Origin of the sequence: Micromonospora sp. NPDC048905 (assembly GCF_040649655.1) — a bacterium.
Lineage (GTDB): Bacteria > Actinomycetota > Actinomycetes > Mycobacteriales > Micromonosporaceae > Micromonospora.
On record NZ_JBEZFV010000004.1, the window covers coordinates 215,060 to 237,466 of the forward strand.

Consider the following 22,407-nt stretch of genomic DNA (forward strand, 5'->3'; position numbering starts at 1 on the left):
GTGCTCAGGCGGTCGCCGTGGCGGCGTACCGGCTGGCCGGTCGGGGCAGGCCGAGCAGGTCACGCAGCGTCCCGGCCGGATAGTCGACGCGGAACAGACCGCGATCCCGCAGCGCGGGCACCACCGCCCGGGTGATCGCGGTCAGGTCGTCGGGAATCACGGCCGGTCGCAGCCGGAAACCGTCCACGCCGGCGCGGTGCCACTCGGTGAGCAGTTCGGCCAACTGCCCCGGGGTGCCGGCGAAAATGGCCGCGTCGGACGTGAACGCCTCGCCGTTCAGCTCGTCGAGACGGGCGCTACGGCGTCGGGCCGATGTCGACGACTCGTCGAGCAGGACGACCACGTCGGCGAGGACGCGCAGTCGCCCGTCGGTCCGGCCGACGGTCGCCTCGGCCGCCCGTACCTCCGCCACGATCGCCGCGGCGTGCCCGGCATCGGTCGGGGTGACGAAGACGACGTCGGCGTGGCGGGCGGCGAACGCGTACGTCACCGCCGAGTGGGCCAGCGCGGCGACGACCGGTTGCCCCTGCGGTGAGCGGGGCACGATGGAGGGACCCCGGACCGAGAACCACCGGCCGGTGAAATCGATGTAGTGCAGCCGCTCCCGGTCGACGAAACGGCCGGTCGGCACATCCCGGATCACGGCGTCGTCCTGCCAGCTGTCCCAGAGCCGGCGGACCACCTCCACCGCGTCGCCGGCCTCGGCGAGGAGGTCGTCGACGAACCGGACCGCCTCCGGTTCGTCGAGCCGGGCCGGGTCCAGCGGCGGGACGTCGCGGCGGCCGAAGTGCCCGGCCTCGGCCCTGCGGGCGGAGACGCGGGGCCGCCAACCGGCCCGACCGCCGCTGACGTGGTCGAGCGTGGCTATCGCCGTGGAGAGGTGGAACGGCTCGCTGTGGGTGGTGCTGGTGGTCGGGATCAGCCCGATGTGCCGGGTCAGCGGGGCGAGCCGGGCGGCGATCTGCACCGCGTCGAGCCGTCCCCGGAGCTGGTCGGTGCGGTCGTCGGGGCCGTCCGGCCGGGACGTCTGGAGGTCGAGGCTGTCCTCGATGGTGAGCAGGTCCAGTGCGCCGTGTTCGGCCTCGCCGGCGAGGGCGTTCCAGTAGCGGGCGGTCAGCGGCGCGGTCGCGTCGGCGCGCGAGAGCCGCCATGCGGCGGGGTGCCAGCCGAGACCGTCGAGCGCCACGGCCAGGTGCAGGCTCTGGTCGGTCATGGTGTTCCTCCTACGGTCGGCCGGCGGTGACCAGCGTGGGCAGCGCGTCCAGCAGGGACCGGGTGTAGTCGTGTCGGGGGTAGCTGAAGACGTCGCCGACCGGGCCCTGCTCGACCACCGCGCCGTCGTGCAGGACCAGCACCCGGTCGCTGAGGTGGTGCACCACACCCAGGTCGTGGGAGATGAACAGCAGGGCGGTGCCGTCGGTGGCCCGCAGGTCGGCCAGCAGGTCGAGGACCTGGGCCTGCACGGAGACGTCGAGGGCGGAGACCGGCTCGTCGCAGACGATCAAGCTGGGTCGGGGAGCGATCGCGCGGGCGATGGCGACCCGCTGCCGTTGGCCGCCGGAGAGTTGCCGGGGATGCCTGTCGACCAGGTCCGCGCCGAGACCGACCCGGCGCAGCAGGTCGACGACGCGGTCGCGCCGGTCCGCGCGGCTGACGTCGTTGCCGAGGTTCTCCGCGACGACCCGCCCGACGGTGTAGCGGGGGTCGAAGGAACTCAGCGGGTCCTGGGAGATCATCTGCAACCGGCGCCGCAGTGGGCGGCGGGTCCGCTCCCGTACGCCGGCCCACGCGGTGCCCTCGAACGTGACGGCGCCCGCGTCGGCGTCGAGCAGGCCGGCGACGATCCGAGCGACGGTGCTCTTGCCGGAGCCGGACTCCCCCACCAGGCCGAGGGTCTCGCCCCGGGCGATGGTGAAGGAGACGTCCCGCACGACCGTCTGCTCGCCGTACGTCTTGGTCAGCCCGGCCGCGTCGAGCACGGTGTCGTCAGCGCGGACCTCGGCACGGGCGGGCAGCGCGGCCCGTGCGGCCCCGGACCGGGGCACCCCGAGCCGGCGTCCCCGCGACGTCGCCGAGGGCACCGTGTCCAGCAACTGCCGGGTGTACGGATGCGTGGGTGCCCGCAGCAGCGTGCCGGTGGGACCCTGCTCGACGATCCGACCGTCGCGCAGCACCAGGACCCGGTCGGCGATCTGGGCGACGACCGCAAGATCGTGGCTGATCAGCAGCAGGCTCACCCCGGCGGCGCGTCGCTCGGCGAGCAGCCGCAGGATCTGCGCCTGCACGGTGACGTCCAGCGCGGTGGTCGGCTCGTCGGCGATCAGCAGGGCTGGTTCCCCAGCGATCGCCGAGGCGATCAGGGCTCGCTGGCGCAGCCCTCCGGAGAGCTGGTGCGGGTACTGCCGGGCGCGGCGCTCCGGCTCCGGAAGGTGCACCTCGTCGAGCAGATGGGTGACCCGGCCGGCCCGTTCCCGGCGGCCGACGATCTCGTGGGTGGCGAGCACCTCGCCGATCTCGGCACCCACCGTCCGCAGTGGGTCGAGGGAGACCAGCGCGTCCTGCAGGACCAGCCCGGCGAGCCGGCCACGGACCCGCCGCCAGTCCCGCGGTCGATGGCCCCGCACGTCCTGGTCGGCCAGTTCCAGCCGAGCGGCGCGGACGCGCGCGCCCGGCCCGGCGAGCCCGACCAGGGTACGAGCGGTGACGCTCTTGCCGGAGCCGGACTCCCCGACGACTGCCACACACTCGCCGCGCTCGACGGTGAAGCTGATCCCCCGCACCGCGGCCACCGGGCCGGTCGGGGTGTCGAAGTCGACGTGCAGGTCCTCGACCGTGACCAGGGGGGCCATCAGCGCCGCCGCCCGTCGAAGCGTGCCTGCCAGTGCCGGCCGACGACGGTCAGCGACACCACGGTTGCGGTGACCGCAAGGCCGGGCAGGATGGTGATCCACCAGGCCACCTGGAGGTAGTTGCGGCCCTCGGAGAGCATCGCGCCCCACTCCGGCGACGGCGGCTGTGGGCCCATGCCGAGGAAGCTGAGCCCGGCGGCGGCCAGGATCGCCTCGCCGAGCCCGATCACCGCGAGCACCGGCACCGGACCGACCACGTTGGGCAGCACGTGCCGCAGCACCAGCCGGGACCGGGACTGACCGAAGGTGACGGCCTGTTCGACGAAGCCTGCGCGGCGGACGACAAGTGTCTGACCACGGACCACGCGGGCGTGGTGCGGCAGGGTGGCGATGCCGATGGCGACGATCAGGCTGGCGGTGCCGGGGCCGGCGATGGCGATGAACAGCAGGGCCAGCAGCAGCATGGGGAATGCCGACAACGCGTCGAACGTGCGGCTGAGCGCCTCGTCGGCGGCCCGGTGCGTGAGACCGGCGAGCAGGCCGAGCAGCACCCCGCCGGTAACGGCGAGCGCGGTGGCGGCGACACCGATGGTGAGCGAGTGGCCGGCGCCGTGCACCACCCGCGCCCAGACGTCGCGGCCGAGGTGGTCGGTGCCGAGCCAGTGCGCCGCGTCGGGCGGGCTGAGCACGCCGAGCGGGTCGGCGGCGAGCGGGTCGCCGGGGGCGAGCGCCGCCGGCCAGGCCGCGGCGACCACCAGCAGGATCAGGTACGCCCCGGCGACGAGCAGGCCGGGTCGCAGCCGGGGCCGTCGGCGTACGGCCGGTTCGGCCGGATCGGCGACTGCCTGCGCCAAGGCGTCGGTGAGCGGTGGGCCCAGGGTGACGGTCATCGGTCAACTCCTTCGCAGTCGCGGGTCGACCAGCAGGTAGGCCAGGTCGGCGGCGGTGTTGACCACCACGTAGACGGCGGCCGAGAGGGTGACGACGGCCAGCACCACAGGCATGTCCCCGCTGGTGACCGCGCTGAGGGTGACCTGGCCGAGACCGGGCCGACCGAAGACCTGTTCGACGATCACGGCACCGCCGAGCAGGATGCCGAAGAGCCAACCGGCCAGGGTCACGGCCGGCAGGAGCGCGTGCCGCAACGCGTGGCGCAGCAGCACCGTGCGTTCCCGTACGCCCCGGGACCGGGCGGTGAGCACGAACGGCTCGTCGAGAGCCCTGTCGATGCCGTCGCGCAGCACCTGCGCCAGCAGCCCGGCGATGGGCAGCGCGAGGGTGACGGCGGGCAGCACCAACGCGGCGATCCCCCGATCACCGGAGACCGGGAAGAGCCCGAACCGGAACGACAGCACACTGAGCAGCAGGAGCCCGATCAGGAACGGCGGGGTGGACACCAGCAGCAGTTCGGTGCCGGAACTGACCCGACGCAGCCACGGTCGCCGGTCCCCGGCGGTGGCCACCGCGATGAGCAGGGCGAGCAGCACCCCGAGCCCGGCGGCGGAGACCGCGAGGGTGAGGGTGGGGGCGAGTTGTTCGCCGATCACCTCGGCGACGGGGCGCTGCAACAGGTACGAGCGACCGAGGTCGCCGCCGCCGAGCCGCCGGAGGTAGTCGAGGTACTGCACGACGGGCGGGCGCTGCAGGCCCCACTCGGTGATGATCTGGGCGCGGATCTGCGGGGTGTCGGCGCCGTCGCCGACGATGTTGTCCACGGTGTCGCCGGGGGCGGCCAGCAGCGCCAGGTAGGCGGCGGTGGCCGCGACCCAGAGGACGACCAGGCCGGCACCGAGCCGGCGGGCCACGGCACGTACGGGTGGGCGGCTCATGTCACTTGCCGATCCACAGGTCGTAGGCGCTGGCGGGAACCCCGGCGGTGGGCTCGAAGCGCACCCCGCCGACGCCGGTGCTGGCGGCGATCTGGTCGGCCGGGGCGTACAGCGGCAGCGCCAGGGCCTGCTCGGCGACGACCTGCTGTTGCACGTCGGCGTAGATGCCGGCGCGCTTCGTCGGGTCGGCGGTGGCCTGACCGGTCTCCAGGAGTTGGTCGATGCGCGGGTCGTTGACCTGGGTGCGGTTGATGCCGCCCTTCGAGTGCAGCAGCAGGTTGAGTGCGGCACCGGCGTCGGTGTCGGCCCGCGAGTTGTCGAAGACCTCGTACTCGTTGCGCTGGAACGAGTCCGTGGCGGTGCCCTGGTCGACAAGCGACACCTTGAGGTCGATGCCGGCGCTCTGCTTGACGGCGGCCTGGACGGCCTGGGCCAGGACGTCACGGCGGTCCCGGACGAAGGGTGCGGACTGCACGAGCCGTACGGTGAGCCGTTTGCCGGCCTTCACCCGGTAGCCGTCGGCGTCTCGGGCCGTCCAGCCGGCCTGGTCGAGCAGGGTGTTCGCCTTGGCGGTGTCGCCGCTGTAGCCGCCTTCGAGGCGCTTGTCGTACAGCGGGCTGGACGGGCTGATCACGCTCCAGGCGCGGGTGACGGTGTCGCGGTAGACCGACGTCAACACGGTGTTCACGTCGACGGCCTCCCGGAACGCCTGCCGGACCCGCAGGTCGTCGAAGGGCGCGTGGGAGGTGTTGAAGTAGTAGGAGTAGGCGGACCCGGAGTTGAGTTCGCGGTTCAGGCGCAGTGTCCGGTTGCCGGTGACCAGCGGCTGGTCGGTGGCCGGCACCCCCTCGATGATCTGCACCTGGTTGGACGTGAGGGCGCCGACGCGTACCGCCGACTCCTTGAGGAAGCGGTAGGTGATCCCGTCGAGGTAGGCCGGCCCGGTGTGCGTCGCGGTGGGCGGTGCCCAGTCGTAGCCGGCGTTGCGCCGATAGCGCAGCTCCTGACCGGGGACGTAGCGGTCCAGCACGAACGGCCCGGTGCCGACCACGTCGGTGCCACCGGCCTTGAGGTTCTTCGCCTGCCGCAGCGACGTCGGGGAGACCTGCGCGCCCTGCGGGGAGGCGAGGAAGTCGAGGATGAGCACGTCCGGCGCGCTGAGGACGAGCCGTACGGTGCGTGGGTCGACGCTCTCGACGGCCTTGAGGTTGCGTAGTTGGACGGCGGCGACGCCCGGGGCGTACCCGGGCTCCCGGAGTTTGTCGAAGTTGGCTTTGACGGCCGCCGAGTCGAAGGGCGTGCCGTCGGAGAAGGTGACCCGGTCGCGCAGCGTCAGGGTGTAGGACAGCCCGTCCGGCGTGACCGTCCAGCCGGTGGCCAGCCAGGGCACGAGTTTGCCCTGCTGGTCGTAGGTGAGGAGCGACTCGAAGGTGTTCCAGACCAGCAGGCGGGCCTTGGCCTGGGCGTACTGGTGCGGGTTGAGGGTGACCGGCTCGGTCTCCACGGCCCAGGTGAGGGTGCCGCCGGAGCGGGGCTGGCCGGCCGCCTCGGCGGCCGGGGTGGTGGCCGTGGAGCAGCCGGCGACGACGACGAGCAGTGCGGCGAGCGCGGCGGCGGCCAGGGTACGCAGACGGTACGCGGGCATGCGGAGATCTCCTGTCCAGGCAGGCGGAAGCGGGGTGCCGACAACGGACCCGACGCGTGGGCGTGGGCCGGTGGCGGTGTCGGTGCGGTGGTGGCGCGGCGGTGCGCCAGACCCCGGCGGGCCGGTGTGGCGGGCCGGGTCACGGGCGAGGGTGCCGGGTCAGGCCAGACAGGAACTCGACCACACGCGACCGAAGTCGATGTGGCCGCGGATCGTCAGCCGCAGCTCGCTGGACATGAGTTGAGTCCACCTTCAGGGCAGTGCTGGTGTCAACGAATCCGTCGCCGGATGTCGGCTATCGCACGGGTGGACGTCGATCCGTTGACGTATACCCTACTAAGACTATAGGGTTTGCAGGGATTGCCTGATCGGAGAATCAGCGGAACCACCTCGGCTCAGTCCAGGTCGAGCAGGACCTTCCCGGCCACCCGGCGCTCTCGCAGCGCATCGGCCGCCTCGTCGAGGCGCTGCCACGAGCCACGCCAACCGATCGGCGCGCGCAGAGCTCCACGCGCCACCAGGTCCGCGAGCAGACCGAGATCCGACCCCGGGGCGGTGGCGTCGCCGAAGGACCGCAGGGTCCGTGCCGCACCCGGCGTGAAGGTGGAGTTCACCGGAAGGACGGCCGACTCGCCGGAGGCCCAGCCGATGCTGTGCAGCACCCCACCCGGGGCCAGCAGGCCCCAGGCGGCCACCAGGTGGGCGCCACCGACCGTCTCCAGCACCACGTCGACCGGGTCGGTGATCGCGTCGAGACCAACCACTACCTCGTCGGCGCCGAGGTCCGTCAGCCCCGCGCCGCGAGCCGGCGAGCCGACCACCGCGACCACGTACGCGCCACCGAGCCTGGCGAGTTGGACGGCGACCCGGCCCACTCCCCCGGACGCACCCGTGATCAGCACCCGACGGCCGAGAAGCGGCCCCGACGTCCGCAGGGTGCGCAGGGCGGTGAGGCCGACGGTGGGCAGCACGGCCAGCTCGGCCAGGTCGACGGCGGCGGACACCACCGCCACACTGTCCACGTCGAACACCGCCAGGCGGGCCCAGGCCCCCGGCCCGAAGGCGACCACCCGGTCACCCTCGCGGGGGCCGGACCCGTCGATGGCGCCGCGCACCACGTGACCCGCGGCGTCATGCCCGAGCACGGCGCCGGCCGGCCAGACGTCGAGGTGACGGATCTCGCCGGCGTTGACGCCGACGTGTCGCACCTCGACGAGAAGCTGCCCCGGTCCCGGAGTGGGATCGGGCACGCCCGTCACTCGGAACCCGGCGTGGGTGTCCGGAGCGGCGACGATCGCTTGCACGGCATCCTCCTGCGTACGGTTGGGGCGGGCGGGCACCCGGTCAGGCGGCTGGACGGCGGGACAGTCCGGGCTGGTCGCCGGCGAGACCGGCGTAGCGCCCCCGGTGGTAGAGCAGCGGCGAGCCGACGTCGGTGTGCCGAAGCACCTCCGGTTCGGCCAGCACGACGGCGTGATCCCCGACGGTCACCCGGTCGACGACCCGGCAGAGCAACCAGGCCAGGGTGTCGTCCAGGATCGGCACCTCCTCCGGACCGGTCCGCCAGCGGGTGGGTGCGGCGAACCGGTCGATGCCGCTCGTCGCGAAGGTCCGGGCCAGTTGTTGCTGGTGGTGGGCGAGCAGATGCACGGCCACGTGCCGGGCACGGGCCACCGCGGGCCAGCTCGACGACCCGAGGTTCAGGCAGAACGAGACGATCGGCGGCGCCAGCGACACCGAGGTGAACGACGTGGCGGTGAAGCCGACCGCGGGCGAGCCGGGAGCGGTGACCACCGTGACGGTACTGGCCTGGTGACGCAGCAAGGTCCGCAGCGCGTCGCTGTCGGCGTCGATCGGGGCGTCGGTGGACTGGGTCATGACGATCCTCCCGCAGGGGTGGGTGCGCAGGGGCTACGAACGGTCGGCCGAATCGACAGCCAGCCGCTCGTACGGGGTCTTCTCGCCGGCCTCGACCGCGATCGGCAGCCGGTTCTCCGCCGGGGGCAGCGGGCAGGTCGCGAAGTCGGTGTACGCGCACGGCAGGTTGGTGGCCCGGTTGAAGTCGAGCGTCACCAGACCCTGCTCGTCGGGTGCGGCGACGGCCAGGGACCGGTTGGCCGGATAGGTCGTGACGCCGGAGGTGGCGTCGGTGAACAGCACCGACAGGCTCCCGGGGGCGGCGCCGTTGAACGCGGTCAGGCGCAGCGGCACCCCGTCGACGGCGAACTCGATCTGACCGGGAGCGTCGTAGACGTGCGTGAGCCCCTCCACTGCCGCGCCGACAGTGGTGGGCCGAGGGCTGTCAAAGGGTACGAAGCGCCCGCTCAGGACCCACCGGTGATCGGGCGGATAGGTGGCGGTGCCCCGGTAGGCGACACGGAGAGGGTGATCCGGGCGCCGGGGACGGAGGATGTCGCGCCCACCCCGGCGGGCCACCTCCAGCACCCCACCCTCGAGGCCCACGGTGATGCCGCCACGCTCGGCGATCGGCCCGAACTCATGCCGATCCTGAACCTGGCGGCCGTCGACGACGAGTCGCTCGCCCGCACCGAGAGCCACCACGGGTCCCTCCTCGCCGGTGTGCCACTCCCCCGGCACGTCGGGGAACCGCTGCGGCCCCGGGGTCAGCCAGTGCAGATCGGTGACGGCAAGGAAGCCGTGGGGGTCGGCCCGAGCCTCCTCGTGGAGTCGATGCCACTCCCGCCAGGCCGCCTCGAAGTCGAGCCGGGGGTCCAAGGTCGTCGCTGATACGCCGTCGATGCTCATGGCAGGGTCCTCCTCGACGAGATGCACCGCCACGCGGGCGGGATGCGGGGTGCCGGGCGCGACAGTGCGCCGCGAACGAGAAAAGGGGCCGGCGAGGGCTGGGCAGCCGGTCAGGCCGGAATGGGCGCGCCGGGACAGAGCTGCGCGGCGACCCGCATCAGGTCGACGACCCGGCGGGAGGTGAACAACCGAAGCAGCGGCATGCCATCGAGTTTCCTACCAATGAAGTAGGAATTCAAGACCCCGGATCGAGTGAGGCACCGCGGCTCACCCCGTCCAGCGTCGACAGTGGACGGCAGCGGAGTACGATCCCGCTGCGCACCGCAGTGGTGATCTCCCGCCGACGACCCCTCGATAGGAGCCTGGCATGGCCGGTCCGGATGCCGAACTCGCCGCGAAACTCCAGCCCGACGTGCCGCACGCGGCTCGGATCTGGAACTACTGGATGGGCGGCAAGGACAACTTCCAGTCCGACCGGGCGGCCGGCGACGCGGTCGCCGAGGTCTACCCGGAGATCGTCCTCATGGCGCAGCAGTCGCGCGTGTTCCTGGTGCGGACCGTGCGTCACCTCGCGGCCGAGGCGGGCATCCGGCAGTTCCTGGACATCGGTACCGGCCTGCCCACCATGCAGAACACGCACGCGGTCGCGCAGAGCGTCGCGCCCGAGTCGCGGATCGTCTACGTCGACAACGACCCGATGGTGCTGGTGCACGCTCGGGCACTGCTGGCCAGCACGACCTCGGAGGGTGTCACCACCTACGTCCCGGCCGACTACCACGACCCGGAGAAGATCCTCGCCGAGGCGGCGCAGACGCTCGACTTCGACAAGCCCATCGCCGTCATGTACATGGGTGTGCTCGGCTACGAGCCGGACCTGGACGTGGTGCGTTCCATCGTCGGCCGGACGATGGACGCGATGCCCTCCGGGTCGCACCTGGTGCTCTGGGACGGCACGAACACCAGCCCGGCGGTGGTCTCCGGCGCGGAGCGGCTGGCGCAGAGCGGCGGGGTCCCGTACATCCTGCGCAGCCCGGAAGATCTCGCCACTTGCTTCGACGGGCTGACGATGGTGGAGCCCGGCCTGGTGCCGATCCCCCTCTGGCGACCGGAAGATTCCGACGCTGTCGGGATCGACGCCTACGGCGCGGTGGCACGCAAGCCCTGACCGACCTGACGTCCGTCCCGCCGCCGCCGTGGTGACCGCGACAGCGGGACGGACGTCGCTCACCCGTTACACGTCAGCGTCAACCCGTCGGGCACGGCGCTTGTCGACACGAGCAGGCCGAACCTCGCCACACCACCCGGCGCCAGCGTCCCGTTGTACGTGGCGTTGCGGACCGTCTGGTCGACGCCGACTGTCTCCAGCACCCCACCCCAGACGTTCTCGACCCGCTCGTCTCCGGACCACCGCCAGGAGACGCGCCACCGGTCCAGCGGCTGGCTTCCGATGTTCTGCACGGTGGCCGTGACGACGAAACCGCTGCCCCACCGGGCGTCGATCGAGGCCGTCGCACGGCACGAGGTCAGCGCCGCGGTCCGGGCCGATCCGAAGATGAACGGATCCCGCTTGCCGTCGGGGGCGGTGAACCGGTACCAGTACTCGGTGTTGGGCGTCAGCCCGTCGACTGTCACCGCGCCGGTCCGCTCCGGCCCGGAGACGGCCGTCGCCACCGGCGCCCTCCACTGCTGGGCGTCCTCGCGGCTGGCGAAGAGGCTGAGGGTCAGCGGCGGGTCGTAGCCGCAGGGCGGGCGGAAGAAGATCGAGTACGAGATGGTCACGCTCGTGGTGGTGACAGCGGTGACGCCGGCGCCGATCGGCAGGGCCGGCGGGCAGGCGAACGTGGGAGTGGGTATCGGCGTGGGCGTGGGTGCCGCAGTGGGCGTGGGCGTGGCTATCGGAGTGGGCGTGGGCGCCGCCGTGGGTGCCGACGTGGCCGACGGTGTCGGTTCTGGTGCCGCCTCCGCGACGGCGGTCCCGGCCCAGGCGGCCAGCGCCATGGTCGTGACGGCGAGGAACGTGCGAAGCATCGGTGCCTCCGTGGTCTAGCAGGCACCGAGGACCGAGGTGGTGGCCGGTGCCGCGCTCGGGTGTCCGACCGCCGACGAGGGCTGCCCGGCACGGGTGACCCAGCCACCTCGTGCGCCCTGCGGGCCGGAGAAGATGCGGTGCGCGCCGGCTCCCGAGCACGACCGAACCCCAGCATGGCAGTCGGCGAGCATCGATACAACCCGATCCCGATCTCGTCGAGCATCGTCCGCTTTCTCGTCGCCGTAGGGACACCCGCCGGGTGCCCGAACCCCGAATGATCCATTGCGGTCTATTCCTTCGGACACGGGAGCACACCATGCTCGACGCAAGCAGCACAACCCGGCGACCCCGGGTGGTGCGGGCACTGATCGCGGCCGGCGCTGCGGCAGCGCTGGCCGCTGCCGCGCTGGCCGCACCGACCCCCGCCGTCGCCGCCGTCAGCCGAGCCGAGTTGGCCCTCCGCTGGGCGCCCATCCACTACCAGGACGTCGATGCCACCGGCAGCCACGCCCTGAGTGGCCAGTCGGACTACCTGACCTCTGTCGACTTCGACGGCGACCTGGCCGGACGCAACAACTGGGACCGGGCTGGCCAGGCCGGCACCGCACATGCCGCGCACGTGTACTACTCCGTCGTGGAGACGAGCACCCACTGGTACATCACGTACTTCTTCTTCCACCCCCGCGACTGGACCGACCATCCGTTCTTCGAGACCGAGCACGAGAACGACGGTGAGGGCGCGCTGTTCGCGATCGAGCGCGACGGTTCCACGTACGGCGTTCTCCGCTCGGCCGTCACGGTCGCGCACAGTGACTTCTTCTCCTACACGCCGACCGGCAGCACCTGGACCAACGGCGGGGAGAGCATCGACGGCACCCTGCGGTTCCAGGCGTCGCCGCACGACACGTTCCAGCACCCGGTGACGGCGCAGGAGGCGCAGGGCCACGGACTCAAGGCGCACCCGCAGTACGACATCAACGGCGACGGCCTGGTCTACTACCCGTCGACCGTCGCCGAGACGCCGAGCAGCAGCAACGACCGCGACGTGCGCTATCGGCTGATCGACATCTTCGCCGCCGGCGGCCTGTGGGCGCAGCGGTCCAACGCGAGCCTGTTCGCCAGCCTGGGCACGTTCGCCGGTGACACGTCCGGCGACTGCGGCGTCGGCACCTGGAGCTGTTCGACCAACTCGGCAAACGCGCCCTGGGGCTGGGACGACGGCAACGACGCCCCCGCGCGTGGCGAGATCGCCAGCGACCCGGCGAAACTGTCGGCCGCGTACTTCACGGTGCCGGCTGGCCAGGCTCGCACCTACAGCTACAACCCGTACGCCGGCGCGGCGGCGGCCCTCGCCGAGGCGGCGAGGACGGTGCCACCGACCGTCGACTGATCTTCTCGTCTCCCCGGGGTCGGGCCGTCCTGGCCCGTCACCGGGGAGACGAACCGACCCGCACCCGGTCGCTCCCGTCGTCGGAGAGGAAGGACGCCAGCGCCTGTCCCTGCTCGGTCACCGCGACCCGATCCGCTCGGGAAAGGCCGCGTAGTGGACTGACGGTCACCGTGCCCGAATCGACGGTCCAGGTCGCCGCGACCCGTCCGTCGACGAGCACCACACGTTCGCCGGCTACCGAGAGGCCACGGTGGGCGTCGTCGATGATGCGGCTGCGGTCGTCGTAGCCGAGGATCGCGTTGTCGAACGCCGGCAGGAACCGTACCGGGGCGGCTGTCTCCGGGTCGGGGCGCGGCGCGTCGGGAAGGTCGATCAGCTTGCGGCCACGGTCGTCGCGGAAGGTCACCAGCTCGTCCCGCATCGCGGCAACCGTCGCCGGCAGCCCGGCGAGGCCGCACCAGGCCCGCAGGTCGGCCGTGGCCGCCGGGCCGAACGCGGCCAGATAGCGGCGTACGAGCAGTTGGCCGACCGGATCGGTGCCCTCCGCCGCCGGCGGCGCGATCTCCCGGCCGAGCCACGCGGAGAGCAGGACGTGGCGCGCGCCCGCCTTCGACCGCCACACCCCGCGCGGCGGCAGTTGTGTCATCGGAAGCAGCGCGATCGCCATCTCACCCAGTGCCCGCATCCCCGCCGTCGGCCAGCGCTCGCCGAGCGCACGCCCGATCTCGGGCATCGAGCGGGGCTCGCCGTCGGCCACCAACGCCCGCGCGGCAGCGGCGAGTTCGTCGAGGTCCACCCCGTCGAGCTCGGCACGGTAGACCCCGAGCACGCGCTGGCGCAGCATGGCGTCGTGCCGGGGACGCCAGGCCACGGCGTCGTCGGCGACGACCAGGTGGACCGTGCGACGCATGAGGTGGGTACGCACCACGTGTCGCTCGATCAGCAGGGTGGAGAGAACCGTCGGGTCGAACGCGCGCAGCCGCGACCACAGCCCGACGAACGGCTCCTGCGGCTCCTGCGCCTGGAGGCCACCGAGGTGGGCGACGGCGTCGAGCGCCGGCAGGTCGCTGCGGTCGAGCAGCAACTGCCGGGCGAGCGTCGCGCGGTTGAGCGCCCGGGTGTCGAGAACGGTCATCGGATCCCTTCGGTCGACCTCATTGTCCGACCGAGGGTGACAGTTTCGGGCGAGGGCGGATCACCCGCTCCGGGCAGGACGCGAATGCGCCCCGTCCGGCGGTACCGGTGGGAAGCGGGCCAGGCCTCGTCACGGTGGGGGGCCAGGCCTGGTCACGGTCGGGGCGGACCGGTGTCTGGGCGCGGAAGGGCTGGCCGGGGCCTCGGGACGGCACGGCGTGATCTGGCGATGTAGGACTAGATCGTTGCCCGGGGAAGTAGGCGGATCTGGCTTCCAACGCGGCGGATTCCGTTTCGGCATATGTGTGGGTGCCGGTGTTCACTCGCGTCGGTGGTAGTGGTTGCGGCGGGGGATCTGGTTGGGGTCGAGCCAGGCGGGTGGAATGAATTCGGGGTGACCGTCGCCGCCGAGTTGCACGGCCCAGTTGCTGTGGTGCAGGTGTCGGTGGTGGTGGCCGCAGAGCAGGACGGCGTTGGTGAGGTTGGTGGCGCCGCCGTCGGCCCAGTGGTGGATGTGGTGGGCGTCGCACCACCGGGGTGGGCGGTCGCAGCCGGGGAAGGCGCAGCCGCGGTCGCGCAGGACGAGGGCGCGGCGCAGCGCGCCGGTGACGAGTCGCCGTTGTCGGCCCAGGTCGAGCGGTTGACCGGTGCTGTCGAGGACGGCCGGGAGGATCGCCGCGTCGCAGGCGAGCCGGCGGATCGTCTCGGGCGTGAGCTGGAGGCCGGTGTCGAGGGTGCCGGCACCGAGGTGCCCCGCGAGGGCGTCGAAGCTGGTGGTGACGACGAGTTGCGCGGGGTCGCCGCCGTGCTCGGGTAGGTCGCTGGTGCGCAGGGTGAGGCGGCAGAGTTCGGCGAGGGCGTCGTGGCGGCGTTGCCCGGGGGCGCGGTGGTCGTCGGGGCCAGACGGTGCGGTCAGTGGGTCGATCGCGGCGCGAAGCAGGCCGGCGGTTTCGCTGTCGAGGACGCCGGTGAGGCGCAGGCGGCCGTCGGTCAGTGTGGAGAGGGTGAGGTGGCGGTCGCGGGCGGCGCGGCAGGCGTCGGCTTCGAGGGCGGCTCGGGCAGCGGCGTCGGCGATGTCGGGGGCGACGTGCTCGAGGATGCGGGTGCCGAGTGTGCGCAGCAGGGTGGGGTCGAACTGGCCAGCCCAGTCGACCAGAACGCCGACGGCCTTGTCGGCTGCCTGCGCACCGGCCGCGGTGTGCACGGTGGCGACGGTGTCGGCGATGACCCGGGCCTGTTCGACGGTGATGTCCCCGTGGGCCAGCGCGGCGCGTATCCCGGGGTTGGCGGTGTCCAGGGCGGCGGCGAGGTCGACGAGGCGGCGGGCGGCGGGGACGGTGAGGTGAAGTCGCTCGCGCAGCCACACCGCGGTGCTGGAAGCGCCCCGCGCGTGGGCGGTGCCGCGACCGTCGATCTCACGGACCAGGGCGAGCGTGACGGCGGCGAGGCGTCGCTCCAGGCGGTGCGCGGCGTCGAGCGCCGCGACCAGCTCACCGTCGGTGAGGGGCCAGGTGGCGTCGTCGACGCAGGCGGCGACCACGTCGTCCGCCTGCGCCAACTCCTCGACCATGACCAAACACTAGAACACCCGTACGACAGCTTCACTTATCAAGATCGATTGATCGGGGGCTCCGCTGGCGCTGTCAGGTTCGCGGGCTGACCGCCCGCACGCCAGGCCGTGGCGAATCGAGCATCGGGCGGGCGAACTCGAGGGGCAACGATTAGTGCTTGCCCACGAAGATCCCGATGCCGTTGGCGACCAGACGCTCCGTACCGTCGGACGGGCTGTTGCGGGCGGTGGCCGCGGCCTGGCCCGGCTCGCGGACGGCGATCGTGCTCGAACCGCCGCCGTCCAGGTTCACCGCGTCGTGGGCGCCGAGCGAGCGCATCAGATCGGCGAGCTCGGCGATCGTGAAGCCGGCGCTGGCCGGGGCACGCCCGGCCAGGACGACGAGGTAGACCGTCCGGCCGTCCGGGCTGACACCGGCCGAGCTGCGGACCGCGGCGGTCTTGGTGTCCAGGCCGGCCAGCGGCGCACCGTCGCGCAGGATCGGCGCGCCGCCGACCGCGAACGTCAGCTTCGGTTCGCCGGTGGAGTCGAGCTTCTCCCGCACCTGCACGTGGTCGCCGACGGCGAGGTCGTCGAGCGTGTCCGCGCCACCCTCGCGGCCGACCAGCACCTGGGTGTCGGCCGGGATCGCGCCCGCGCCGGGCGTCGAGCCCACGGCGGTCACCACGCCACGACGTACGGTCACCTCGTAGGTGTGGGCGCTGCACGGGTCGCTGCGGCTGGTGTCGGTGCCACAGGTCGACCGGATTCGGGAGGCGGCACGCCACTCGGAGGTGAACAGGCCGACCCCGCCGACCGGCAGCGCGTACTGGTTGAGCCCGCTGAGGGCGATCGTGCCCTTGGTGCTACGCACCTCGCCGTTCAGGCTCAGGGTGTCGACGCGCGCCTTGCCGTTGACGCCCACGCCGAACACGTCCCGGGTCGAGGTGCCGGGGGCGAGACCGGGACCGAAGCGCTGCGCGGTCGGGACCGCGAACTTCAACCCCTCGCCGTCGGCGATCTCCGGACCGGACGACGAGTAGGTGGGCGTGACGCCGGCGTGGGTCTCGCTGTTGTTGAAGAAGTCGCCGTTCACGCCGGCGATGGCGCCCTGGTCGTTGGCCATCGATGAGATGACCTTGCGTTGCGCGACCGCGTCGGGGTGCAGCAGGTCCAGGGAGACCTTGTTCTTCTTCAGGTCGGCCGTGAGCAGGTAGCCGACGGTGACGCCCCGGGGCGTGGTGACCTGGAACGACTCGTACGTGACGCCCGGGGCGAGTTGCTCGGTCGAGGTGACGGTGATCGGCGTGCCGGATACGGTTGCCGCCGAGGCGGGGGCCGCGCCGGCGGGCGTCACGAGCGCGCTCAGCCCTGCGGCGAGCAGCAGGGCCAGACTCGGGCGCACGAGGTTGAAGGGCCGCACTGCGCTCCTCTCTTGGTGCGTTTTCCTGGCCTACGCCGGGATGGTCGAGCCGGACCGGCGCTTGACCGGACCGGCGATGATCGTCTCGACCAGCCGATCAGGCGAGGGTGAACAGCGGAGGCGGGCGACGTGAACCCAGCACACCGCCTTGATCAACTGCGGGCGCCGGCCCGGGGCGCCAAAAACTTTTGTGCACTTCCTACAACTGAGCGACGGTGGGTTCGGTGGTTGCGCCATAGCGCTGGCCGCCGCCAGCCGGAAGGGTGATCACTACTGGGAGCCGTCGTCTCGCGGCACCCGGTTCGAGGTCTAGCTAAGGGGTCAGTCGGGTGTTCAACCGTGTCGCCATCGTCAACCGAGGTGAAGCCGCCATGCGGCTCATCCACGCGGTCCACGAGCTGGCTGCGGAAACCGGCAGACGGCTCGAAACCGTTGCTCTTTACACCGACGTCGACCGTACCGCCACCTTCGTCCGCGAAGCGGACATCGCCTACGATCTCGGTCCGGCATCCGCCCGCCCATACCTCGACCTGGCGGTGCTCGAACGCGCGCTGATCGAGACCGGGGCCGACGCCGCCTGGGTCGGCTGGGGTTTCGTCGCCGAGGATCCGGCCTTCGCGGAGCTGTGCGAGAAGATCGGCGTCACGTTCGTCGGGCCGAGCGCGGACGCGATGCGCCAACTCGGCGACAAGATCGGCTCGAAGCTGATCGCGGAGAAGGTCGGTGTGCCGGTCGCGCCGTGGAGCCGTGGAGCCGTCGAGACCCTGGACGCCGCACGCGCCTCGGCGGCCCAGGTCGGCTACCCGCTGATGCTGAAGGCGACCGCGGGCGGCGGTGGACGCGGCATCCGCGTGATCCGCAACGAGGCCGAACTCGACGACGCGTACGAGCGCACCAGCCAGGAAGCGGCGCGGGCGTTCGGCAGCGGCATCGTGTTCCTGGAGCGCCTGGTCACCGGAGCCCGGCACGTCGAGGTCCAAGTGATCGCCGATGGGCAGGGCACGGCATGGGCGCTCGGTGTCCGCGACTGCTCGGTGCAGCGACGCAACCAGAAGGTCATCGAGGAGTCGGCCTCGCCCGTGCTCGACGCGGCACAGGCGGCCGAGCTCAAGTCGTCGGCCGAGCGACTGGCCATCGCGGTCGGTTACCGGGGCGCGGCGACCGTCGAGTTCCTGTACCACCCCGGCGATCGACTGTTCGCGTTCCTCGAGGTCAACACCCGCCTCCAGGTCGAGCACCCGATCACCGAGTTGACCACCGGGTTCGACCTGGTCAAGGCGCAACTGCACGTCGCCTCCGGTGGGCGCCTCGACGGCACGCCGCCGGCCGAGCGCGGGCACGCCATCGAGGCGCGGCTGAACGCCGAGGATCCCGACCGTGACTTCGCGCCGTCGCCCGGCCGCATCGCGCGGCTGGACCTGCCCAGCGGCCCGGGCATCCGGGTGGACACCGGCGTCAGCGAGGGCGACACCATCCCGGCCGACTTCGACTCGATGATCGCGAAGATCATCGCGTACGGCCGCGACCGCGACGAGGCGCTCGGCAAGCTGCGTCGGGCGATGGCGAAAACCACGGTGATCATCGAGGGCGGCGCGACGAACAAGAGCTTCGTGCTCGACCTGCTCGACCAGCCCGAGGTGATCGACGCCAGCGCGGACACCGGCTGGATCGACCGCGTCCGCGGTGAGGGCCGGCTGGTCACGCACCGCCACTCCGCGGTCGCGCTGGCGGCAGCCGCCATCGAGTCGTACGAGGAGGAGGAGCGCGTAGAACGGCAGCGTCTGCTGTCGACGGCGTCCGGTGGACGGCCGCAGGTGCAGCACGCCAGCGGCCGGCCGTTGGACCTCAAACTGCGTGGCGTCAGCTACCGCACGCGCGTCGCGCGGATCGGTGCGCACCGGTTCCGGGTCGGCATCGAGGCGGGCACCGCCGTGCGCACCGCCGACGTCGAGCTGGACCGCTTCGACCGGCACACCGGTCAGATCGTCGTCAACGGCATCCGGTACCGCCTGCTCACCGGCACCCACGGGCCGACCCACCTGGTCGAGGTGGACGGTGTGACGCACCGGGTCAGCCGTGACGAGGGCGGCGTCCTGCGCTCCCCGATGCCGGCGCTCGTCGTCGCCACGCCGCTGGAGGTCGGCGCCGAGGTCGAGGCGGGCGCACCGGTACTGGTGCTGGAAGCCATGAAGATGGAGACGGTGCTGCGGGCGCCGTTCAAGGCGCGGTTGAAGGAGTGCGCCGTCTCGGTGGGCAACCAGGTGGAGGCGGGTGCGCCCCTGCTGCGCCTGGAGCCGCTCGCGGACGAGGCCGACGACACCACGGCCGACCCGACCGGCGAGGCCGTCGAGCTGGACCTGCCCACCGCCGCCGAGGACGTTCCGGCGTCCACGCACAGCAGGCGCGGTCAGGAGGACCTGCGCGGCCTGCTCCTCGGCTACGACGTCGACCCGCACGACGACCGTCGGGTGCTCGACGACTACCTCACGGCCCGCCGGGCCGCCGCCGAGGCCGGTACGCGGCCGCTGGCCGCGGAACTCGATCTCATCGAGGTGTTCGCCGACCTCGCCGAGTTGAGCCGTAACCGGCCGACGGGCGAGGACGGCGGCGCCGCGCACGTGCACAGCGCCCGGGAGTACTTCCACACCTACCTGCAGAGCCTCGACGTCGAGCGGGCCGGGCTGCCGGACGCCTTCCAGACCAAGCTCGCCAAGGCGCTCGGCCACTACGGTGTCACCGATCTGGAGCGCTCCCCCGCACTCGAGGCCGCCGTCTTCCGGATCTTCCTCGCCCAGCAGCGGGCGTCCGCCGACGCCACGGTCGTCGCGACGCTGCTTCGCGCGTGGCTGGAGGAAACCCCGCCGAACGAGGCGCTTCGCGAGCCCGTCGGCCTCGCGCTGGAACGGCTGATCGCCGCCACGCAGGTCCGCTTCCCCGTGATCGCCGACCTCGCCCGGGGCGTGGTGTTCGCCTGGTTCGCCCAGCCGTTGCTGCGTCGCAACCGCGCCCGCGTCTACGCCGGGGTCCGGGGGCACCTGCGGCACCTGGACGCCCACCCGGACGCGCCGGACCGCGCCGAGCGCATCGCCGAGATGGTCCGCAGCACCGAACCACTGGTCCGGCTGCTCGGCCAGCGGCTCGTCCGCGACCACCTCGACAACGCGGTCATGCTGGAGGTGCTGACCCGGCGGTACTACGGCAACCGGGCTCTCACCAGTGTGCGTACCCAGGAGGCCGCGGGCTGCACGTTCGTGGTGGCCGAGCGCGCCGATTCGAGCGTCGTCTCCGCCGCGGTGCGCTTCGACGCGCTGGGCGGCGCGCTGCGCGGCCTGGCCGAGCTGGCCAGCGACGAGGACTCCGTCGACGCCGACATCTACCTCGGCTGGGAGAACCAGCCGGAGGACTTCGACGCGATGGCGGCCGCGCTGGCCGAGGCCGTCGCCGCGCACCCGCTGCCGCCGCAGGTCCGTCGGGTGACCACCACCGTCGCGGGTCGCGGCGGGGCGGTCATGCACCACCACTTCACCTTCCGCCCGTCGGACGACGCGATGGCCGAGGACCGGTTGATCCGGGGCCTGCACCCCTACATCGCGCAGCGGATGCATCTGGAGCGGCTGCACAAGTTCGACCTGACCCGGCTGCCGTCGTCCGACGAGGAGGTCTACCTCTTCCAGTGCGTGGCGCGGGACAACCGGGCGGACGAACGCCTGGTCGCGTTCGCGCAGGTCCGTGACCTGACCGAGCTTCGCGAGCAGGACGGCCGCCTGGTGGCGCTGCCGACGGCCGAGGACGCCATCGCGGCGTGCCTCGACTCGATCCGCCGCGCCCAGTCGCTGCGACCGTCGAAGACCCGCTTCAACACCAACCGGATCGTGCTCTACGTCTGGCCGCCGAGCGAGCTGACCCGCGAGGAGATGGAGATGATCGCCGGGCGCGTCCGCCCGACGACCGTCGGCGCCGGCCTGGAGGAGATCCTGTTCGTCGCGCGGCAGCGGGACCGCCGGACCGGCGAGCTGAGCAAGATCGCCGTACGGATCTCGTTCGACGCCGCGGGCGGCGCGGAGCTGGCCGTCGGTGAGCCGCCGGTCGAGCCGATCGAGCCGCTCGACGAGTACCGGCTGAAGGTGCTGCGGGCGAGCAGCCGTAACACCGTGTACCCGTACGAGTTGACCGGTCGCCTCGGTGACTTCGTCGAGCACGACCTCGACGACGAGCACGTGTTGGTGCCGGTGGACCGGCCGAAGGGGCGCAACAGCGCCGCCATCGTCGCCGGGGTGGTCACCACGCCGACCGAGCGGCACCCGCAGGGCGTCACCCGGGTGGTCCTGCTCGGCGACCCGACCAAGGCGCTGGGCGCCCTGTCCGAGCCGGAGTGCCGGCGCGTGATCGCCGCACTGGACCTCGCGGAGCGGATGAACGTGCCCCTGGAGTGGTGGGCGCTGTCCGCCGGGGCGCGCATCTCGATGACCACCGGTACGGAGAACATGGACTGGGTGGCCGCGGCCCTGAAGCGGATCGTCGAGTTCACCCAGGCCGGCGGTGAGATCAACATCGTGGTCGCGGGCATCAACGTCGGCGCCCAGCCGTACTGGAACGCCGAGGCGACGATGCTCATGCACACCAAGGGCATCCTGGTGATGACGCCCGACTCGGCGATGGTGCTCACCGGCAAGCAGTCGCTCGACTTCTCCGGTGGCGTGTCCGCCGAGGACAACTTCGGCATCGGCGGCTACGACCGGGTGATGGGGCCGAACGGGCAGGCGCAGTACTGGGCGCCGAACCTGACGGCCGCGCGGGACGTGGTGATGTCGCACTACGACCACACGTACGTCGCGCCCGGTGAGGACGCGCCCCGACGGGCAGCCACCACCGACCCGACCGACCGCGACATCTCCGACTTCCCCCACGACGTGGCGGGCAGTGCCTTCCGCACCGTCGGGGAGATCTTCTCCGTCGAGCACAACCCGGACCGCAAGAAGCCGTTCGACATCCGTACGGTGATGCGCGCCCTCTCCGACCAGGACCACCCGGCGCTGGAGCGGTGGGCGGGCATGGCCGACGCGGACACCGCCGTCGTACAGGACATCCACCTCGGTGGCATCCCGGTGTGCCTGCTCGGCATCGAGTCCCGGTCGGTGCCTCGGCACGGCTTCCCGCCCACCGACGGCCCGGACACCTACACCGCGGGCACGCTGTTCCCCCGCTCGTCGAAGAAGGCGGCGCGGGCGATCAACACGGCCAGCGGCAACCGACCCCTCGTGGTGCTGGCGAACCTGTCCGGCTTCGACGGCTCACCGGAGTCGATGCGCAAGCTGCAACTGGAGTACGGCGCCGAGATCGGCCGGGCGATCGTCAACTTCCAGGGGCCGATCGTCTTCTGTGTGATCTCGCGCTACCACGGCGGCGCGTTCGTGGTGTTCTCGAAGGCACTGAACCCGAACATGACGGTGCTCGCCCTGGAGGGTTCGTTCGCGTCGGTGCTCGGTGGCGCACCCGCGGCCGCGGTGGTGTTCGCCGCCGACGTCAACGCCCGCACGGCGGCCGACCCCCGGGTGCGGGACCTGGAGGCGCGCGCCGCCGCCGTGGCCGGCACCGAACGCGCCGCGCTGACCGCGGAACTCGACGAGCTGCGTTCGTCGGTGCGCGCGGAGAAGCTCGGCGAGGTGGCCACGGAGTTCGACCGGGTGCACAACATCCAGCGCGCCGTCGAGGTCGGCTCGGTGGACGCGGTCGTCCGCGCCGCCGAACTGCGTCCGCGCATCATCGAGGCCATCAAGGCCCGTCTGGGCTGAC

At 72.2% G+C, this 22,407-nt stretch carries 15 protein-coding genes; 3 read left to right on the top strand and 12 right to left on the bottom strand.

The features are described 5' to 3' along the window. Window positions 1-4: 4 nt before the first annotated feature. From AB0C01_RS12355 to AB0C01_RS12390, 8 genes are all read right to left on the bottom strand, one after another. On the bottom strand, window positions 5-1,213 hold the full coding sequence (locus tag AB0C01_RS12355) for an LLM class flavin-dependent oxidoreductase (protein ID WP_357571083.1): 1,209 nt from the start codon (window positions 1,211-1,213) through the stop codon (window positions 5-7). A gap of 10 nt (window positions 1,214-1,223) precedes the next feature. After that, window positions 1,224-2,849, bottom strand: a complete 1,626-nt coding sequence (locus tag AB0C01_RS12360; RefSeq protein WP_357571084.1) for an ABC transporter ATP-binding protein — start codon at window positions 2,847-2,849, stop codon at window positions 1,224-1,226. After that, a complete protein-coding gene (locus AB0C01_RS12365) occupies window positions 2,849-3,739 on the bottom strand; it encodes an ABC transporter permease (protein WP_357571085.1) in 891 nt (296 codons plus the stop codon). The genes AB0C01_RS12360 and AB0C01_RS12365 overlap by 1 nt, the downstream gene beginning before the upstream one ends. A gap of 3 nt (window positions 3,740-3,742) precedes the next feature. Then, entirely contained in the window at window positions 3,743-4,678 is a 936-nt protein-coding gene (locus AB0C01_RS12370; protein WP_357571086.1) for an ABC transporter permease, read from the bottom strand. Window position 4,679: 1 nt separating this feature from the next. Continuing rightward, a complete protein-coding gene (locus AB0C01_RS12375; protein ID WP_357571087.1) occupies window positions 4,680-6,323 on the bottom strand; it encodes an ABC transporter substrate-binding protein in 1,644 nt (547 codons plus the stop codon). Window positions 6,324-6,718: 395 nt separating this feature from the next. Then, complete coding sequence (locus AB0C01_RS12380) at window positions 6,719-7,627, bottom strand: zinc-binding dehydrogenase (RefSeq protein WP_357571088.1); 909 nt, start codon at window positions 7,625-7,627, stop codon at window positions 6,719-6,721. Window positions 7,628-7,667: 40 nt separating this feature from the next. Further along, on the bottom strand, window positions 7,668-8,201 hold the full coding sequence (locus tag AB0C01_RS12385; RefSeq protein WP_357250178.1) for a flavin reductase family protein: 534 nt from the start codon (window positions 8,199-8,201) through the stop codon (window positions 7,668-7,670). A gap of 33 nt (window positions 8,202-8,234) precedes the next feature. Beyond that, window positions 8,235-9,089 (bottom strand): DUF1684 domain-containing protein, encoded by an 855-nt coding sequence (locus tag AB0C01_RS12390; RefSeq protein WP_357571089.1) that lies wholly within the window; start codon window positions 9,087-9,089, stop codon window positions 8,235-8,237. Between the two features lie 367 nt (window positions 9,090-9,456). Between AB0C01_RS12390 and AB0C01_RS12395 the strand changes: the two genes are divergently transcribed. Continuing rightward, entirely contained in the window at window positions 9,457-10,254 is a 798-nt protein-coding gene (locus tag AB0C01_RS12395; protein WP_357571090.1) for an SAM-dependent methyltransferase, read from the top strand. A 59-nt stretch (window positions 10,255-10,313) separates the two neighbouring features. On the opposite strand, the gene AB0C01_RS12400 is transcribed toward AB0C01_RS12395, so the two are convergent. Beyond that, the gene (locus AB0C01_RS12400) at window positions 10,314-11,117 is read right to left on the bottom strand and encodes a cellulose binding domain-containing protein (RefSeq protein ID WP_357571092.1); all 804 of its coding nucleotides are present in this window, start codon (window positions 11,115-11,117) and stop codon (window positions 10,314-10,316) included. Between the two features lie 317 nt (window positions 11,118-11,434). Here AB0C01_RS12400 and AB0C01_RS12405 point away from each other — a divergent pair, with 317 nt between their 5' ends. Then, a complete protein-coding gene (locus AB0C01_RS12405; protein WP_357571094.1) occupies window positions 11,435-12,508 on the top strand; it encodes a hypothetical protein in 1,074 nt (357 codons plus the stop codon). Window positions 12,509-12,545: 37 nt separating this feature from the next. Here AB0C01_RS12405 and AB0C01_RS12410 read toward each other — a convergent pair whose 3' ends face one another. The 3 genes from AB0C01_RS12410 to AB0C01_RS12420 all read right to left on the bottom strand — a co-directional run bounded on the left by AB0C01_RS12410 (window position 12,546) and on the right by AB0C01_RS12420 (window position 16,614). Then, window positions 12,546-13,643: a winged helix DNA-binding domain-containing protein gene (locus AB0C01_RS12410; protein ID WP_357571095.1), complete on the bottom strand. Its 1,098-nt coding sequence runs from the start codon at window positions 13,641-13,643 to the stop codon at window positions 12,546-12,548. Between the two features lie 318 nt (window positions 13,644-13,961). After that, a complete protein-coding gene (locus tag AB0C01_RS12415; protein WP_357571096.1) occupies window positions 13,962-15,212 on the bottom strand; it encodes a DUF222 domain-containing protein in 1,251 nt (416 codons plus the stop codon). Between the two features lie 151 nt (window positions 15,213-15,363). Next, window positions 15,364-16,614, bottom strand: coding sequence for a phosphodiester glycosidase family protein (locus tag AB0C01_RS12420; protein ID WP_357571097.1), 1,251 nt, complete (start codon window positions 16,612-16,614; stop codon window positions 15,364-15,366). A 329-nt stretch (window positions 16,615-16,943) separates the two neighbouring features. Between AB0C01_RS12420 and AB0C01_RS12425 the strand changes: the two genes are divergently transcribed. Continuing rightward, window positions 16,944-22,406 (top strand): carboxyl transferase domain-containing protein, encoded by a 5,463-nt coding sequence (locus AB0C01_RS12425; protein WP_357571098.1) that lies wholly within the window; start codon window positions 16,944-16,946, stop codon window positions 22,404-22,406. Window position 22,407: the final 1 nt, after the last annotated feature.